This is a genomic window from Collinsella sp. Sow4_E3 (genome assembly GCF_052116285.1).
GTDB lineage: Bacteria > Actinomycetota > Coriobacteriia > Coriobacteriales > Coriobacteriaceae > Collinsella.
This window is the reverse complement of sequence record NZ_JBQKLJ010000003.1, coordinates 1-17,283: the sequence shown is the minus strand read 5'-3', so window position 1 is coordinate 17,283 and position 17,283 is coordinate 1. Positions and strand designations below refer to the sequence as shown.

Genomic DNA, 17,283 nt, shown 5'->3' with positions numbered 1-17,283 from the left:
GCTAAGCTCCAGGCACCCAGCTTTCCACGAATAAACCCGCTGCTAGCGGGTTTACCTTTCAAATATGTACGCCGGGGTGCTTGAGCTTTCCTTGTGTGGCAAGCTCATTATAGGACGCATTAGCGCTATAATCGCTCTGATAAATATGTCTCGAAGAATGTTCGAGAAAAGCCCAGCTAACGAGCCCGTGGCTTTTGACAAGGAGTATCGATGCAGATTACCTCAGGCCTGCCTGAAGGCTTTAACGCCGGCGCATACGACATGATTGTCGTCGGTGCCGGGTATGCCGGTGCCGTTTGTGCCCGCCGTCTTGCCGAGACTATCGGCTATCGCGTTGCCGTTTTGGAGCGCCGTGGCCACATTGCGGGCAATGCTTACGACTGCTTTGATGAGGCCGGGATCCTGGTCCACGAGTATGGTCCGCACATTTACCATACCTTTAACGAGCGCGTCCACAATTTTCTGTCGCGCTTTACCAAGTGGACGGACTACCAGCACAAGGTGCTCGCCAACATCAACGGCACCCTTATGCCCGTGCCCTTTAACCACGCGAGCCTCAAGCTCGCCTTTGGCGATGAGCGCGGCGAGGAGCTGTATCAGAAGCTCGTGGAGACCTTTGGCAAGGACGTCAAGGTGCCCATCATGGAGCTGCGCAAGAAGAACGACCCGGATCTTGCCGAGGTCGCCGATTACGTCTACGAGAACGTCTTTTTGCATTACACCATGAAGCAGTGGGGCCAGACGCCCGACCAGATCGATCCCTCGATCACCGGCCGCGTTCCCGTCTTTGTTGGCGACGATGACCGCTATTTCCCGCAGGCCCCCTTCCAGGGCATGCCGCAGGACGGCTATACCGCGTTGTTCGAGCATATGCTCGACCACGATCTGATTGATGTGTTCTGCGACGTGGACGCCCGTGACCTCTTTGAGATTGACGAGACCACCGTCAAGATCGACGGCAAGGTCTATGGCGGCGAGATCGTCTACACCGGTCCGCTCGACGAGCTGTTCAACCTCGACTTGGGCGCTCTGCCGTACCGTACGCTCGACATGAAGTTCGAGACGCTCGATATGGACCAGTTCCAGCCCGTGGGCACCGTCAATTACACCACGAGCGAGGATTACACGCGTATCACCGAGTTCAAGAACATGACTGGTCAGGTCCTGCCCGGCAAGACCGCCATCATGAAGGAGTATTCCAAGGCCTATACGCCCGGCTCGGGCGAGACGCCCTATTACGCCATTCTGGAGCCCGAGAACCGCGAGCTCTATGAGCGCTATCTTGAGCGCGTCCAGAACCTGACGAACTTCCACCCGGTGGGTCGCCTGGCCGAGTATCGTTACTACGATATGGATGCCGTGACCAACTCTGCCCTCGATCTTTCGGATGAGATTATCGCCTGCCATGCATAAAGTCATATCATTCGGTATTCCCTCGTATAACGCCGCCAAGGACATGGACCATTGCATCACCTCCATTCTGGAGGGGAGCAATTACGCCACCGATATCGAGATCATCATCGTCGATGACGGTTCCAAGGACGAGACGGCAGCTAAGGCCGATGAGTGGGAGGCGCGTTACCCCGGTATCATCCGCGCGGTGCATCAGGAGAACGGCGGTCACGGCATGGCCGTCCTCTCGGGCCTGCGCGAGGCGCAGGGCACCTACTACAAGGTCGTCGACTCGGATGACTGGCTCGACGGTGCGGCGCTTTCGACCATGCTTTCGATTCTGCGTGGCTTTGAGGAGCGCGACCAGCGCGTCGATCTGTTTATCTCGAACTATGTGTACGAGAAGGTTTACGAGGGTACGCATACCGCTATTGGTTACAAGTTTGCCCTGCCGCGCAAAAAGATCTTTACCTGGGACCAGATTGGCCATTTCCGTCTGGACCAGAATTTGCTCATGCACAGCCTGTGTTATCGCACGGATGTGCTGCGCGCGTCCAATCTGCCTATGCCGCCGCACACGTTCTATGTCGACAATATCTACGCCTATGTGCCGCTGCCGCGCTGCAAGACCATGTACTACGCCGACATCGACCTCTATCGTTACTTTATCGGTCGCGAGGGCCAGAGCGTCAACGAGGCCACGATGGTCAAACGTCTGGACCAGCAGTTTCGCGTGACGCGCATTATGATGGAGGCGTTCCATCTGTACAGCGATGTCGAGTCGTCGCGTCTGCGCGCGTACATGATGGGCTATTTCACCATGATGATGGCAATTTGTTCGGTGCTTACCAAGCTTTCCGATGAGGATTGCGCCGACGAGCGCCTGACGACATTGTGGAGTGATTTGAAGGCCTACGACGAGCGTATGTATCGTCGTGCACGCTACGGTGTAGTCGGCTTCTTTACCAACCTGCACGGGCGGGCTGGAGACAAAACCACACTCGGCCTATACCGTCTTGCCTCAAAGATCTTCAAATTCAACTAGCTGTTGAGTAATCGCTGCTGATAGGTTGACTGGGCCCCTTGGCCTTTAGTTTGCTACTGCGAACAGTCCTGCTCGCACGGAAAGCACATTAAGTGCTTTCCGGCTCGTGCGGAACTTGTATCAAACTAAAGGCCAAGGGGCCTTTGCTATAAGAATCGATTGTCAGGCTGCCTGAATTTGAAGATCTTGGACGCGCGGTACACAGGGGCCTGGGCTGAAAGAGATCTTGTTGAGTAGGTTGTCCGGTTGGTCTTGGTTATGTTTGTCGCGAGTTCCGCACGAGCCGAAGAGCACTTAATGTGCTCTTCGTGCGAGCCAGGACTGTAGAGCAGCAAACATAACCAAGACCAACCGGGCAACCGGGCGAGCTAGTTTACTTCGCAACGCCGGGGATGCCGTGGGATGTTTTGGCGGTTTTGGCTCCGTTTACGATGGCGGTTTCCAGGGCCCTTACGGCGAGCATGCCCAGCAGGTCTAGGGGAACGGCGGCGCTTGCCTGGCTGCCCAGCTTGCCGCTGGCAAGGGTGTAGATGGTGTCACCGTCGTTGGTGGTGTGTGTGGGGCGGATGGCGTGTGCATAGGCGTCTGCGGCCATCTGGGAGACCTTGGTGGCCTGGGCCTTAGTGAGCTCCACGTTGGTGACGATGCAGCTGATGGTGGTGTTGGTGCGGTCGAGTGGCATTTTCATAGAGCCGGCGGCGGCAAGGGCGGCGAGCTCCATGTCGACGATCTGGTCGCTATCGGCTGCGGCGCGCATGCCGGCCACCCACTCGCCGGTGGTCGGGTCGACCACGTTGCCACAGGCGTTGACCGAGACCACGGCGCCTACCTTGACGGTGCCGAGTGTCACGGCAGCAGCTCCAAGGCCAGCCTTCATGCAGGTGGCGGGCCCCATGAGCTTGCCTACGGTGGCGCCGGTGCCGGCACCTACATTGCCCTGCTCGAGTGTGGTGGGGGTATGGTCGAGCGCCTCGCGCACGGCGGCGATACCGGCCTCAATGTCGGGACGCACGGTGGGATCGCCAAAGGCGAGGTCGAAGATGCAGCTGGAACACACGATGGGCACCTGCGTGGGGCCGACGGGCAGGCCGATGCCGCGGCTCTCGAGTTCGCGGGCCACGCCGCTTGCCGCTTCGAGACCAAAGGCCGAACCACCCGAAAGGCAGACGGCGTGGACCTTATCGACGGTGTTCTCGGGACGCAGCAGATCGGTCTCGCGCGAAGCGGGAGCACCACCACGCACGTCAACGCCGCCGGTGGCACCCTCGGGCGCCACGATTACGGTGCAGCCGGTGCCGGCCTCCTCGTCTGTATAGTTGCCAAAGCAAAAGCCATCGACATCGCAAACGTCAATGGCTTCGAGCAGGGTGTCCATGTTTTCTCCTATCGGTTTTCCGCCGGGCCTTATGCTCGGTCGGGATCCGTGCGGTACGGCAAAATTGTAGGCGCCGGGGGATACCCAGCGCCAGATGCAATTACGAGAGTTTTTGAATCGCGCGTGCGACGCGAGCGATGGGTAAGCCCACCACGTTGTAGAAGTCGCCCGAAATGTCATGCACGAGCATGCGGCCGCCTGTGCCCTGGATACCGTAGGCTCCGGCCTTGTCCATGGGTTCGCCGGAGGCAACATAGTGCCCGATCTGCTCCTCGGTAAGCTCGTAGAACGTCACGTCGGTCACATCGACAAACGACAGACTTTCGGCGGCATGTGGAGCTGCAGCGTCGCCGGCTTTAACGATACAGACGCCGGTTGCCACCTGGTGCGTGCGGCCCGAAAGCTCGCGGAGCATGGTGCGTGCCTCGTCTTCGTCTGCCGGCTTGCCCAAAATTTGCCCGTCAAAGGTGACAATGGTATCGGCTGCGACAGTCAGTTCGTTGGGTTCGGCATGCTCGGAGGCAACGGCAGCGGCTTTGGCGCGTGCCAAGCGTTCGACAAGCGTAAGCGGAGCTTCGCCATCAAAAGGTGTTTCGTCGATATCTGCGGGAATTACGCGAACGTCATAGCCCGCCTCGCGCATCAGCTCTATGCGGCGCGGCGATTGCGAAGCCAAAATCATAGCTGGATGCCCTCGGCAACCTTCTCGACGGCCTTGTCGCCGGCGAGTGTGCGCAGCAGCTCCAAGGCAAAGGGAAGTGACTGCGCCATGCCGCTGGCAGTGATGATGTTGCCGTCTTGCGTGACCTTCTCGCCGGTATAAGCACCCTCGGGGAAGCTCTTCTCAAAGCCGGGGAAGCACGTGGCGCGGCGCTCCTCGAGCAGACCAAGCTCGCCCAGGATAAACGGGGCGGCGCAGATGGCGGCAACGTGCTTGGTTGCGGCGAACTCGCAGACTACATCGCAGACACGCTGGTCGGCGCGCAAGTTGGTGGCTCCGGGCAGGCCGCCGGGCAGCACGATGCAGTCGTACTCCTCAAAGTTGATCTCATCAAAGAGCGCATCGCAGGTCACGGGAATCTGCAGCGAGCTCACGACCTCGCGTGTGGGCATGATCGAGACGAGCGTGGCGCGCACGCCGCCGCGACGCATGACGTCGACCATGGTCAGGCATTCAATAGTTTCAAAGCCATCGGCGGCGAGAACGGCAACGCTGGGCATGAGAGTTCCTTTCGTAAGGCGGCATACAATTAGCCGTCTTATACCCCGAAGACCTCCGCTTGCCACGCTCGATTTCCCAATGTTTAAAAGGGGACGGGGATTAAATAATCATTCGGAACAAATTAATTTTTATCCCCGTCCCAGAAAAATCATCGGGTGTGGTCTTGGGCAAACAGTCTAGTTGCGCTTGAGATGGGCGACGGTTTCGCAGTGGAAGGTTTGCGGGAACAGGTCGACCGGCGTGATCTTGACGGGGGAGAAGGTGCCTTCCTCGACAAAGCGCTTAAGATCGCGTGCCAAAGTCGCCGGATCACAGCTCACGTAGGCCACGTCGCGGGCGCTCGTGCTGGCGATGAGGTCGATTGCCTCGGGTGCCAGACCTGCACGCGGCGGGTCGACCACCAGGACATCGGCATCCTGGTCGGGGAACTCGCGCACGGCATCGCCGCCGATGACATCGACGTTATCGAGCTTGTTGATCTCGAGGTTGCGGCGCAGGTCGCGCACGGCCGGGCCGTAGGCCTCTACGGCGGCAACAAAATCACAGCGGCGGGCGAGCGGCAGGGTAAAGGTGCCGGCGCCGCAGTACAGGTCCATGGCAAGCTCGTCTTCTTGCGGGTCGAGCGCCTCCATGACAAGCTCGATCAAAATCTCGGCGCCCTTGGTGTTGACCTGGAAAAACGATGGGGCAGAAAGACGCATCTGGCCGTCGGCGATGTTCTCGGTCCAAGAGCCCTCGCCGGCGAGCACCTCCACCTTGGAGACGCGGCGGGCCTTCTTCTCTCCCTTGCTCATGACGCGCACTACGCTCGTGGGGCGAGCGGCGTCTGCCAACACGCGCGAGACTTGCGAGCGCGGGAAGGAGCCCGTGGGCGTCCAAAGTGCGACCTCGAGTGCCTTGGTGCGACGCGAAGCGCGAATGCCCACGCGCTCCAGACCCAGATCGTGACTGCCGCTCAGATAGTTGAGCGCGCCGACGACCGATTTGAGCGCCTTGGGAAAACGCTTATCGAACAGCGGGCACGAATCTACGGTGACGATCTTGCTGGGATCGACGCCGTGCATGCCAAGGCGAACGCGGCCGTTAACGAGGGTGGGCTCCAGCTCAATCTTGTTGCGGTAGCCCCAGTCGTCCTTGGTGTGGCGGATGGGCTGAACAAGATCGTTGACCTGCTCGGGGGCGAACTTGCCAATGCGCTCGAGCGTGGAGCGCAGGTTTTGCTCTTTGGCGGCAAGCTGCGCGGTGCGCGAGAGATTGCCCCACGAACAACCGCCGCAGACGCCCACGAAGGGGCAGGGGGGCTGAATGCGATCGGGGCCCGGCTCCAGAATCTCGGTCGTGCGGGCGCGCATAAACGACTTGCCGTCCTGCACGATCTCGGCCTCGACGGTGTCGCCTGCCACGGCGCCCTGCACAAAGACGGCCTTGCCGTTGTCGGCGTGCGCCAGTCCGTCGGCGCCGTAGGTCATCGATTCTATGGTGAGCTTCATGTTCCTGCCTGTCATTCGCGGTATTGTTCGCAACCATGGTAGCAGGGAAAAGCGCCCCGTATTTGGGGTATTCCTCAAATACGGGGCGCTTCTACAAACGTCTATTTCGTCTTGCCGGTAATGAGCGTCTTAAGGCCTAGGCCGATCAGGCCCAGTCCCATGCGCACGCGACCGGGCCGATGGCGCTCGATGGTCTTGGTCTTGCCAGCGGGCTTCTCGCGGCGGGCGCCCTTCTCGGACGCGGGGTTGGCCGTCTGCGGTTGGGGCCGAGGAGCAGGCTCGGACTCAGGCTCTATGACGGTTGCCTGAACCTTCTGGACCTCGGGTGCGGCCGGCTGCGGTTCGAGCTCAGGCTTGGATGCGCGCGTAGGTTCTGCCTTGGCGACGGCCTCGGCGTTGCGATAGGCACGCTCCAGCAGAGCTTCCTGCGAGTTGAAGGGCTTCTCGCCTTCTTTGCGCTCCACGGGAATCCAGGTGCCGTCACTCGTCAGACTGCGTGCCTTCACGTTGTCGCGCAGCTGCATGCCCATGTACTCGTGCACCTGGGCGCGGCAGGTGGGGTCGAGCACGGGGAAGGCAATCTCCACGCGGTGCTCGGTGTTGCGCGTCATCATGTCTGCCGAGCTCAGGTAGATCATATCCGAGTCCACGCCAAAGGCATAGACGCGCGCATGCTCCAAAAAGCGTCCGACGATGGAGCGCACGTGCACGTTCTCGGTCTTGCCCGGAACACCGGGCTTGAGGCACGAGATACCGCGGATGATCATGTCCACGCGCACACCGGCACACGATGCCTCGGCGATCTTGTCGATGACCTCGCGGTCGGTAAGCGAGTTGAGCTTAAAGAACACGCGGGCGGGCTCGCCGACAAGGGCACGCTGAATCTCGCGGTCCAGGCCGCGCATGATGAGCGGCTTGAGGCCCACGGGCGCCACGCCCAGGAAGCGGTAGTCGCCGCGCAGGTTGCCCAGCGACAGGTTGCGGAAGAACAGGTTAGCGTCCTCGCCGATGCCGGGATGCGCGGTCATGAGCATAAAGTCGCTGTAGAGCTTGGCCGTCTTCTCGTTAAAGTTGCCGGTACCCAAAAGCGTCAGACGGGTAAGCGCCATGCCCTCGCGATAGGTGAGCTGGCAGATCTTGGAATGGCATTTAAAGCCCTCGGAGCCGTAGATAACGGTGCAGCCGGCCTCTTCCAGCCGCTCGGCCCATTCGATGTTGTTTTGCTCGTCAAAGCGGGCGCGGAGCTCCATGAGCACTGTAACCTCTTTGCCGTTTTCGGCAGCATCGATGAGCGACTCGCACAGGCGGCTTTGTTTAGCCACGCGGTAGAGCGTGATGCGAAGCGAGATGCACTCGGGGTCGTAGGCTGCTTCGTGCACCAGGTCCAAGAACGGATTCATGGTCTCGTAAGGGTAAAAGAGCAGCTTGTCGTGCTGCAGCACCTGATCGCGGATGGAGCGGGTCATATCGATGGTGGGGTTGGGCTGCGGCCTAAACGGCGTAAAGAGCAACTCGTTTCGTAGATGCTCGGGTATTTTGCCCTCAATGCCAAAGACATAGCCCAGGTTGAGCGGGATATCGCAGGTAAAAACCGAGCGGCGCGAAAGCTCGAGCGCTTTGCGGATGGTCTTGAGCGTTGGCTTTTCGAGCGAGCCCGATACGGCGAGCACCACCGGCTGCAGACGCAGGCGCTTCTTGAGGATGCGCTTCATGTGCTGGCGGTAATCCTCTTCCTCCTCGACGCCCTCGCCGTCCGGATCGATGTCGGCGTTGCGGGTGACGCGGATGAGCGCGCGGTCGAGCGGCTTATAGGAGCCGAAGCAGCTGTCCAGGCAGGCGAGGATGACGTCCTCGAGCAGAATGTAGGAGTAGGTGCCGGTGGGCGAGGGGATTTCGACCACGCGGTTCATCGAGGCGGGAATCTCGATAAGGCCCAGCAGGCTCTCCTCGTCGGTGATGCCGTCCAGGCCACAAGCCAGATAGAGCGCGCCGTTGCGCAGGTTGGGGAAGGGATGGCGCGGATCGATGACCAGCGGCGAGATGACCGGTGATACGTAGGCCTGGAAGTAGCGGGTTACAAAGGTATGTTCCTCGGGCGTAAGCGAATCGATGCGGGCGCGGTGAACGCCCAAAGCGTCGAGCTTGTCCTCGATGCTCTTAAAGATCGACTCCCAGCGGGTAAGGAGCCCGGGCAGCTCTGCCATGACGGCATCGACCTGTTCGGAGGCGGTCATATTGCTCTTGTTGTCGACGGGCTGTTTTTTGAGCTCTGCCAGATCGGACAAGCCGCCCACGCGCACCATGAGAAACTCGTCGAGGTTTGACTCGAAGATCGAGACGAACTTAAGGCGCTCGAACAGTGGCACAGACTCATCGAAGGCTTCGTCGAGTACGCGGTTATCAAAGCGCAGCCAGCTAAGCTCTCGATTTTGCGTATACGAGAAATCGCGCGGTTTCTTGCGCAGCTTGGCGGCGTTCTGCTTCTTTTCGATTTTGCTCGGCATATGCATCTGTCCGTTCAATCCCCAAAGGGACGGTAGCCTAACACTATTTCTTATTGTCTCAATTTAGTCGACCTATGGCGCGGACGTATCGCGCGAACGGTATCTTTACCTACTTATTACGCTGACGATCCGAAGCACTAACGTCCGGTGCTTTGAACAAGCGATCTATATCCTCACTCAACTGGTGAGAATGTATGAATAAGAATGATAGCAAGCTGAATATAATCGAATTTAGGTCGAATCGAGGACAAGCGTCATTTATATGCAGAAAACCGTTTTCACTATGCAATTTTGAATCATGGATAACTTTGAGTGTTCAATCTTGATTTCCTAGAAAAATAACGTTTACCTAGGAAAATCTGCTTTATGAAACTGAAGTGCATCATGGGAAATCATATGCGATATACCGTTCATCGTACTTTGTTGACCGTTCGGGGGCGAGGTAGAATTGCGGGTGGAAATTGGATATAACTAGAGCTGTCAGCAAGCAGCGCTCCATACGGAGGGGCGCTGATACATTTGGCCAGTAAGGCCCGAAAGAAAGGTAGGAGGCCATGACGAAAGGTCTGCACGTGCCTTCCGAGATCGGCAAGCTCAGGAAGGTCTGCCTGCACCGTCCCGGCGACGAGCTCCTCAACCTGCCGCCCGACGAGCTCGAGCGGCTCCTGTTCGACGACGTCCCGTTCCTGGAGGTCGCGCAGCAGGAGCACGACACCTTCGCCCAGATCCTGAGGGACCAGGGCGTCGAGGTGCTCTACCTCGAGAACCTCGTCGCCGAGGTGTTCGACCAGGTCCCCGGCGCCCGCGACGAGTTCACCGACCAGTACATCGCCGAGGCCGGCATCCGCGGGAAGCACATGCCGCAGATCGTCCGCGAGAAGCTGGACTCCATCGAGGACAACCTCGAGTTCGTCAAGAAGACCATGGCCGGCATGACCAAGGCCGAGATCGAGATGCCCCTCACGGCCTCCACGACCCTCGACTCCCTGGTCAACTCCGAGTCCGAGTCCGACCTGATCATCGACCCGATGCCCAACCTCTACTTCACCCGCGACCCGTTCGCGGTCGTCGGCGAGGGCGTCAACCTCAACCGCATGTACTCGGTCACCCGCAACCGCGAGACCCTGTACGGCAAGTACGTCTTCAAGTACCACCCCGACTACAAGGACGTCTCCCTGTACTTCCGCCGCGACTGCCAGTTCCACACCGAGGGCGGCGACGTGCTGAACATCAACGAGAAGACCCTCGCCGTCGGCATCTCCCAGCGCACCCAGGCCGCCGCTATCGACGTCATGGCCCAGAACATCTTCTGGAACTCCGACTCCAAGGTCGAGCGCATCCTGGCCTTCGACATCCCGGTCTCGCGCGCCTTCATGCACCTCGACACGGTCTTCACCCAGATCGACGTCGATAAGTTCACGATCCACCCCGCCATCATGGGCACCCTGCGCGTCTACGAGCTGACCGCCGGCAAGAACCCGGGCGACGTGAACATCCGCCTGATCGAGGACACCCTCGAGCACGTCCTGGAGGACGCCACCGGCGTCGACCAGGTCAAGCTGATCCCCTGCGGCGGCGGCGACCCGATCGCGGCCTCCCGCGAGCAGTGGAACGACGGCTCCAACACCCTGTGCGTCGAGCCCGGCAAGATCTGCGTCTACGCCCGCAACACCGTCACCAACGACGTGCTGTACAAGGAGGGCCTGGACCTTCTCGTCGTGCCCTCCGCCGAGCTCTCCCGCGGCCGTGGCGGCCCGCGCTGCATGAGCATGCCCTTCTGGCGCGAGGACCTCTAAGGTTTTTAAAGGCCCGTACAGGTCTTAAAACAAACGTCTAACTGCCATTAGATGTCTCCCATTGGGGCGGTGCGGATCTTTCGCACCGCCCCATTCTTGTTTAATGAAGCATAATTAACATCAGATAAGGCGGCCCATATGACCAGGGGCAGTGACGTTGATACCCCCCAACGGTGTCGGCTTCTTTGCCTTTTGGGCATCATCTCGATTCCCATGACCTTTGCCGGCATCACCCCCGTGTTCTAGCGATTGGAGCCTAACCATGGATATCAAGACGATCGGCGTTGAGGAGTGGCTTAACGTTTGGGAGAAGAGCGCCACGTGGGATATCGCCCAGTCGACGATCTCCTCGCTTACCATGGGCGAGTTGCGCGCGCTCGACGAGCAGGACGGCGCCACATTCTACGAGCGCCTGGACCGCGAGAAGATGAACTACGGCTGGATCGAGGGTTCACCGGAGTTTAAGGCTGAGGTCGCCAAGCTCTATCGTCGCGAGGTCAATCCCGATCACATTCTTCAGACCAATGGCTGCACGGGTGCCAACCTCAACGCCATCATGGCCGTGGTCGAGCCCGGCGATCATGTCATCGCCGAGTGGCCTACCTATGCGCCGCTCTATGAGATTCCGCGTTCGCTCGGCGCCGAGGTCGAGTATTGGGAGCTTCGCGAGGAGCTTGGCTGGAAACCCGATATCGAGGAGCTCAAGCGCCTGGTGCGTCCCAACACGAAACTCATCTGCATCAATAACGCCTCGAACCCCATCGGTACGGTGCTTGACGCCGATACGCTCGGTCAGATTGCCGAGATTGCCCGTTCGGTGGGCGCCTACGTTCTGTGTGACGAGGTATATCTGCCGCTCGAGAACACCGAGTCCTTTATGTCGATGGCCGACGTGTATGAGAAGGCCATTGTCACCAACTCGGTGTCTAAGACCTATTCGACGCCTGCAGCCCGCGTGGGTTGGGTCGTGACCGACGAAGAGGTGTCCAATCGCATCCGTACCTATCGCGATTACACCATGATCTGCGGCGGCGTGTTCAACGATGCCCTGGCGACCTATGTGCTTGAGCACAAGGACAAGATTCTCGAGCGCAACCGCAAGATCGTGTCTGGCAATCGCGATATCGCGCAGGCTTGGATCGATACGCAACATCGCGTTTCCTGGACGGCCCCGCAGGGTGTGTCTACCTCGTTTATCCGGCTTGATATTCCCGAGGACGACGAGGAGTTCTGCAAGCGTCTGTTGTCCGAGAGGGGAGTGCTGCTGGTGCCCGGCAGCCGTTTTGAGCTTCCCTGCGGCGCACGCCTGGGCTACTGCGCGAGCGAAAATGTTCTTCGCGAGGGCTTGAGGCTTCTGGGCGAGGCACTGGCCGACCTCGATCGCTAATCCCTTGAGGCCCGCGAAGGCCTAAACCTTACTTGGTCCTAGGTGTACCGAATGCAGACCCGCCCCTTTTGGGAGCGGGTCTGTTTGTCTTTGCCGCCGGAAAAGTCAAGTTGTTACAAATGGAGACGCAAGATCGATCGGGTATTCGACGGGCCTTATACTAAGTTTCCGGTGAACGGTATCCAACGTCTGGCAAACGGTAATCTGTTTGCTAAAAATGAATAGGACAAACTTTTTTATGAATAAAAATGAAAATGGTTGAGAGACAGCAAGAATTGCGAATTCTATTCATATCGTTACACGAAATATGCAATCTGAGGGTGGTTTAACAAAGTTTAGTTCCATTTGATTTTTGGATTGAAAACGCGTTTAAGCACGTAAATAAACTTTATTAAATCAAAGTGTGCCATGCGTGAAGTATATGTGTATGCCGTTCATCCCCTATATAAAACCGTTCGGGGGCAAGGTGGAAGTATGGGTTGATTTTGGATATAAATATGTCGTCAGCAAGCAGCGCTCCATACGGAGGGGCGCTGATACATTTGGCCAGTAAGGCCCGAAAGAAAGGTAGGAGGCCATGACGAAAGGTCTGCACGTGCCTTCCGAGATCGGCAAGCTCAGGAAGGTCTGCCTGCACCGTCCCGGCGACGAGCTCCTCAACCTGCCGCCCGACGAGCTCGAGCGGCTCCTGTTCGACGACGTCCCGTTCCTGGAGGTCGCGCAGCAGGAGCACGACACCTTCGCCCAGATCCTGAGGGACCAGGGCGTCGAGGTGCTCTACCTCGAGAACCTCGTCGCCGAGGTGTTCGACCAGGTCCCCGGCGCCCGCGACGAGTTCACCGACCAGTACATCGCCGAGGCCGGCATCCGCGGGAAGCACATGCCGCAGATCGTCCGCGAGAAGCTGGACTCCATCGAGGACAACCTCGAGTTCGTCAAGAAGACCATGGCCGGCATGACCAAGGCCGAGATCGAGATGCCCCTCACGGCCTCCACGACCCTCGACTCCCTGGTCAACTCCGAGTCCGAGTCCGACCTGATCATCGACCCGATGCCCAACCTCTACTTCACCCGCGACCCGTTCGCGGTCGTCGGCGAGGGCGTCAACCTCAACCGCATGTACTCGGTCACCCGCAACCGCGAGACCCTGTACGGCAAGTACGTCTTCAAGTACCACCCCGACTACAAGGACGTCTCCCTGTACTTCCGCCGCGACTGCCAGTTCCACACCGAGGGCGGCGACGTGCTGAACATCAACGAGAAGACCCTCGCCGTCGGCATCTCCCAGCGCACCCAGGCCGCCGCTATCGACGTCATGGCCCAGAACATCTTCTGGAACTCCGACTCCAAGGTCGAGCGCATCCTGGCCTTCGACATCCCGGTCTCGCGCGCCTTCATGCACCTCGACACGGTCTTCACCCAGATCGACGTCGATAAGTTCACGATCCACCCCGCCATCATGGGCACCCTGCGCGTCTACGAGCTGACCGCCGGCAAGAACCCGGGCGACGTGAACATCCGCCTGATCGAGGACACCCTCGAGCACGTCCTGGAGGACGCCACCGGCGTCGACCAGGTCAAGCTGATCCCCTGCGGCGGCGGCGACCCGATCGCGGCCTCCCGCGAGCAGTGGAACGACGGCTCCAACACCCTGTGCGTCGAGCCCGGCAAGATCTGCGTCTACGCCCGCAACACCGTCACCAACGACGTGCTGTACAAGGAGGGCCTGGACCTTCTCGTCGTGCCCTCCGCCGAGCTCTCCCGCGGCCGTGGCGGCCCGCGCTGCATGAGCATGCCCTTCTGGCGCGAGGACCTCTAAGTCTTTCCGTTTCCGGTGCGGTTCCCCTACAACCGCACCGGTTTCGCCCGTCAAACGGGCAACACTAATTACTTGCGTAATTCATTTTTTCGAAAGGAAACGAACCATGGGTGTTAACCTCTCCGGCCGTAGCTTCCTCAAGCTCCTCGACCTCACCACCGAGGAGATCGAGTACCTGCTCAAGCTCTCCAAGAACTTCAAGGACATGAAGCGCGCTGGCGTTCCGCACCGCTATCTCGAGGGCAAGAACATCGTTCTGCTCTTCCAGAAGACCTCCACTCGTACCCGCTGCGCCTTCGAGGTCGGCGGCATGGATCTGGGCATGGGCGTCACCTACCTCGATCCGGGTTCGTCGCAGATGGGAAAGAAGGAGTCCATCGAGGACACCGCCCGCGTTCTCGGCCGCATGTATGACGGCATCGAGTTCCGTGGCTTTGCCCAGGACGACGTCGAGGAGCTCGCCGCTAAGTCCGGCGTGCCCGTGTGGAACGGCCTGACCACTGAGTGGCATCCCACCCAGATGCTCGCCGACATCCTGACCGTCCAGGAGAACTTCAACTACGACATCAAGGGCAAGACCCTCGTCTTCATGGGCGACTGCAAGAACAACGTTGCTCGCTCCCTCATGGTTGTCTGCTCCAAGCTCGGCATGAATTTCGTGGCCTGTGGCCCCGAGGAGTGCATGCCCGCTGACGACGTCATCGAGGCCTGCAAGCCCATCGCCGAGGCTAACGACTGCACCATCAAGCTGACCACCGACGTCAAGGACGGCGTCACCGGTGCCGACGTTATCTACACCGACGTGTGGGTCTCCATGGGCGAGCCTGACGAGGTTTGGGCCGAGCGCATCGCTCAGCTCACCCCGTATCGTGTCACCTCCGAGGTCATGGCTATGGCCAACCCGGGTGCCATCTTCCTGCACTGCCTGCCCAGCTTCCACGACACCAACACCACGATTGGCGCCGAGAAGTGCGAGCAGTTCGGCATTACCGAGCAGGAGGTCACCGACGAGGTCTTCGAGAGCCCCGCTTCCAAGGTTTTCGACGAGGCCGAGAACCGCATGCACACCATCAAGGCTGTCATGTACGCAACGCTCAAGTAAGAGCCTTTAAGCATTTCGCTCGGGGTGTATTGCTGCACACCCCGAGCGGTTTGTCTGGTAAATATCTTGCGTCGGGCGGTGGGCACGGCACGGAAGATCCGCTTCGCGCGAGAAAGTTAAATGATTTATGAAGGGGGGATGAGAACTATGACTGAGACCGCTAAGAAAAAGCGCGGTATGCCTTCATCGTTCACCATTCTTCTAGCTCTGCTGGCAATTGTTGCAGTGATTACCGTTATCGTCTCCGGCACGTCCGGCGGCGCTGTTACTGCAGCCCGTCTGAGCGATTTCTGCACCGCCCCGATCCTGGGCTTCGCTGACGCTCTGCCCGTCTGCCTCTTCGTTATGATCCTGGGCGGCTTCCTCGGTATGATGACCGAGACTGGCGCTCTGGACAACGGCATCGCCGTTCTGGTGCAGAAGCTTAAGGGCAACGAGATCATGCTCGTTCCTGTCCTTATGCTCATCTTCTCCCTCGGTGGTACCACCTATGGTATGTGCGAGGAGACCGTTCCCTTCTACGCCCTGCTCGCCGCTACCATGATGGCTGCCGGCTTCGACCCCATGGTCGGCGCCGCTACCGTCCTGCTCGGCGCTGGCTGCGGCTGCCTGGGCTCCACGGTTAACCCGTTCGCCGTCGGCGCTGCCGTCGACGCTCTGACCGGCGTTGGCATTGAGGTCAACCAGTCCATCATCATCGGCCTCGGTGCCGTCCTGTGGATTGTTACCACGGCCATTTCCATCTTCTTCGTCATGGGCTATGCCAAGAAGGTCAAGGCTGACAAGGGTTCCACCATCCTGTCGATGCAGGAGCTCAAGGATGCCGAAGAGGCTCACGGCAAGGCTGCTTCCGAGGTTAGCAAGGAGGTCAAGCTCACCGGTCGTCAGAAGGGCGTTCTGATCGCCTTTGCCTTCACCTTCGTCGTCATGATCGTCGGCTTCATTCCGCTGGCCGACCTCAACGAGGGCGTCGCCAACTTCTTTGACGCTGGCGCTGTCTACGATGCCGACGGTAACACCGTCGTCCAGGGCTGGTCTGCCCTGATCACCGGCCTGCCCATTGGCCAGTGGTACTTCGACGAGGCTTCCACCTGGTTCTTCCTCATGGCTATCCTGATCGGTATCATCGGTGGCCTGTCCGAGAAGCAGATCGTTAACACCTTCATCACCGGTGCCGCCGACATGATGTCCGTTGTTCTCGTCATCGCCCTCGCCCGTGGCATCTCCGTCCTCATGGCCAACACCGGTCTCGACGTCTACGTCCTCGACGCTGCCGCCAGTGCCCTGGCTGGTCTGTCCGGCGTGATCTTCGCTCCCATGAGCTTCCTGGTCTACTTCGGCCTGTCCTTCCTGATCCCCTCGACCTCTGGTATGGCTACCGTCTCCATGCCCATCATGGGACCGCTGGCTGTTAAGCTCGGCTTCTCGCCCGAGGTCATGGTCATGATCTTCTCCGCCGCCATCGGTGTCGTGAACCTGTTCACCCCGACCTCCGGTGCCATCATGGGCGGTCTCGCCCTGGCCAAGATCGAGTGGACGACCTGGCTCAAGTTTGCCCTTAAGCTCATCGTCGTTCTCTCCGTCGTCTGCGCCATCATCCTGACCGTCGCCTGCGTGTTGATCTAAGTACCCAACGGGTGCCCCACGGAAACCTTGACGATCCTGTAGAGGATCACTTGGTCATCGTCTGTCCGGTGGGGTCAACCCACCGGTAGACTCCTACCTTTAGCCCCCTCCCGTTCCGTGCGCGGGAGGGGGCGCTCTTATGTTGCGCGGTTCTACGAACCGCGCAACCAGTTGACGCTGCGCGCCGCCCAGAACGACAATTTGTCATTCAAAAGGCAAGGCATGACCAAAAGGTCTATGCCTTGCCTTTTTCATGCCAACTCGTACGTTCTGGACGGCGCTCGCTGACTTATGCTCAACCTGCGATGTTGCCATTGTTGGTGCAGGGGAAGTGCGTTTGGGGCAGCTAATTTGGGACGGGGCTTTTTTGACTACCCCCACATAAAGGGTAGTCAAAAAAGCCCCGTCCCAAATTGAACTGCCTCCCATTTCTTGGACACGAGAAATGGGAGGCTTTTTATGCGAGTCGACTTGAGGGTGAAGCACGACATCGAGGCCAGGAAGGCGGCGATCGGGCTCTTCGAG

General features: G+C 59.4%; 13 protein-coding genes. 7 read left to right on the top strand and 6 right to left on the bottom strand.

Annotation, left to right across the window (positions count from 1 at the left end):
• The first annotated feature begins 210 nt into the window (after positions 1-210).
• Positions 211-1,413 (top strand): UDP-galactopyranose mutase, encoded by a 1,203-nt coding sequence (gene glf / locus ACTQ48_RS03145; protein WP_441570098.1) that lies wholly within the window; start codon positions 211-213, stop codon positions 1,411-1,413.
• A complete protein-coding gene (locus tag ACTQ48_RS03140; RefSeq protein ID WP_427794873.1) occupies positions 1,406-2,437 on the top strand; it encodes a glycosyltransferase family 2 protein in 1,032 nt (343 codons plus the stop codon). The genes glf and ACTQ48_RS03140 overlap by 8 nt, the downstream gene beginning before the upstream one ends.
• A 373-nt stretch (positions 2,438-2,810) precedes the next feature.
• Here ACTQ48_RS03140 and ACTQ48_RS03135 read toward each other — a convergent pair whose 3' ends face one another.
• The 5 genes from ACTQ48_RS03135 to ppk1 all read right to left on the bottom strand — a co-directional run bounded on the left by ACTQ48_RS03135 (position 2,811) and on the right by ppk1 (position 9,034).
• The gene (locus ACTQ48_RS03135) at positions 2,811-3,812 is read right to left on the bottom strand and encodes a P1 family peptidase (RefSeq protein WP_441570097.1); all 1,002 of its coding nucleotides are present in this window, start codon (positions 3,810-3,812) and stop codon (positions 2,811-2,813) included.
• Between the two features lie 100 nt (positions 3,813-3,912).
• A complete protein-coding gene (locus ACTQ48_RS03130; RefSeq protein ID WP_154517256.1) occupies positions 3,913-4,494 on the bottom strand; it encodes a Maf family protein in 582 nt (193 codons plus the stop codon).
• Entirely contained in the window at positions 4,491-5,033 is a 543-nt protein-coding gene (locus tag ACTQ48_RS03125; RefSeq protein WP_441538069.1) for a DJ-1 family glyoxalase III, read from the bottom strand. Before ACTQ48_RS03125 ends, ACTQ48_RS03130 begins: the two co-directional genes overlap by 4 nt.
• Before the next feature lie 177 nt (positions 5,034-5,210).
• The gene (gene rlmD / locus ACTQ48_RS03120; RefSeq protein WP_427729070.1) at positions 5,211-6,539 is read right to left on the bottom strand and encodes a 23S rRNA (uracil(1939)-C(5))-methyltransferase RlmD; all 1,329 of its coding nucleotides are present in this window, start codon (positions 6,537-6,539) and stop codon (positions 5,211-5,213) included.
• An 86-nt stretch (positions 6,540-6,625) separates the two neighbouring features.
• Positions 6,626-9,034 carry a polyphosphate kinase 1 gene (ppk1, locus tag ACTQ48_RS03115; RefSeq protein ID WP_441570096.1) on the bottom strand — a complete coding sequence of 803 codons (2,409 nt, stop codon included), beginning with the start codon at positions 9,032-9,034 and terminating at the stop codon, positions 6,626-6,628.
• A gap of 548 nt (positions 9,035-9,582) precedes the next feature.
• Between ppk1 and arcA (ACTQ48_RS03110) the strand changes: the two genes are divergently transcribed.
• The 5 genes from arcA (ACTQ48_RS03110) to ACTQ48_RS03090 all read left to right on the top strand — a co-directional run bounded on the left by arcA (ACTQ48_RS03110) (position 9,583) and on the right by ACTQ48_RS03090 (position 16,758).
• Entirely contained in the window at positions 9,583-10,824 is a 1,242-nt protein-coding gene (gene arcA / locus ACTQ48_RS03110) for an arginine deiminase (RefSeq protein ID WP_427719164.1), read from the top strand.
• 262 nt (positions 10,825-11,086) lie between these two features.
• Positions 11,087-12,211 (top strand): aminotransferase, encoded by a 1,125-nt coding sequence (locus ACTQ48_RS03105; protein ID WP_441570095.1) that lies wholly within the window; start codon positions 11,087-11,089, stop codon positions 12,209-12,211.
• 577 nt (positions 12,212-12,788) lie between these two features.
• Positions 12,789-14,030 carry an arginine deiminase gene (gene arcA / locus ACTQ48_RS03100; protein ID WP_427719164.1) on the top strand — a complete coding sequence of 414 codons (1,242 nt, stop codon included), beginning with the start codon at positions 12,789-12,791 and terminating at the stop codon, positions 14,028-14,030.
• 106 nt (positions 14,031-14,136) lie between these two features.
• Positions 14,137-15,132: an ornithine carbamoyltransferase gene (gene argF / locus ACTQ48_RS03095; RefSeq protein ID WP_154515223.1), complete on the top strand. Its 996-nt coding sequence runs from the start codon at positions 14,137-14,139 to the stop codon at positions 15,130-15,132.
• 138 nt (positions 15,133-15,270) lie between these two features.
• Complete coding sequence (locus tag ACTQ48_RS03090) at positions 15,271-16,758, top strand: YfcC family protein (protein ID WP_427795812.1); 1,488 nt, start codon at positions 15,271-15,273, stop codon at positions 16,756-16,758.
• Between the two features lie 204 nt (positions 16,759-16,962).
• On the opposite strand, the gene ACTQ48_RS03085 is transcribed toward ACTQ48_RS03090, so the two are convergent.
• Positions 16,963-17,283, bottom strand: a 321-nt coding sequence (locus ACTQ48_RS03085) for a hypothetical protein (RefSeq protein ID WP_441570094.1), incomplete at its 5' end; no start/stop codon positions are given.